This window comes from Drancourtella sp. An57 (genome assembly GCF_002161525.1).
GTDB classification, from domain to species: Bacteria; Bacillota; Clostridia; order Lachnospirales; family Lachnospiraceae; genus Sellimonas; species Sellimonas catena.
This window is the reverse complement of record NZ_NFHY01000046.1, coordinates 1-561: the sequence shown is the minus strand read 5'-3', so window position 1 is coordinate 561 and position 561 is coordinate 1. Positions and strand designations below refer to the sequence as shown.

Annotated in this window: 1 protein-coding gene; it reads left to right on the top strand. The window is 43.9% G+C overall.

Annotation, left to right across the window (positions count from 1 at the left end; all coding sequences use genetic code 11):
• Positions 1 to 459 (top strand): hypothetical protein (locus B5G11_RS17030; RefSeq protein ID WP_343215530.1); only part of this gene is annotated, 459 nt, incomplete at its 5' end.
• Positions 460 to 561 lie beyond the last annotated feature (102 nt).

Genomic DNA, 561 nt, shown 5'->3' with positions numbered 1-561 from the left:
GATATGAGGGTTCCATTTGAGGTCCCTGCCGAAGGTATGGAGGACCATGATGAAACCGGGAGTGAAGTTCATGGATTTATTCTGCTTAAAAAACATACGGGAGACAACGCTGTTTACGGCATGGAAAAGACAGTCGAGGAGGGAGCGGTCATTGAGAAAAAAGTCCCGGAGCTGTTCATCAATGGTAAAGACACAATGGCGGTGAGGGACATCAATAAGTTTAAAGGACATAGAGGTAGTACGATCCATGGCATATTTATTTCCACAGGTAGGGCAGAAACGGCTGTGGCAGCGGAAAGGGACAAATTTCAGCTTACCGCAGGAAGGGCAGCCATACATGGCCCCGCCAAAGGAAGGATCGCCACAATTGATCATCTTATCGATATTTTCCACTTCAGTTTTTCTGGGGTGGAGAGTATATATAATTTCTTCATAATGGTCTTTAAAAATGGTTTGTAATATATTCATAAGTCTATTATGCAGGAAAAACACATAAAAAGAAACCCCCAATTCCCCCATGAATGGGGGCTAGGGGGCTGAAGTGTCGAAGACACTTTTTTA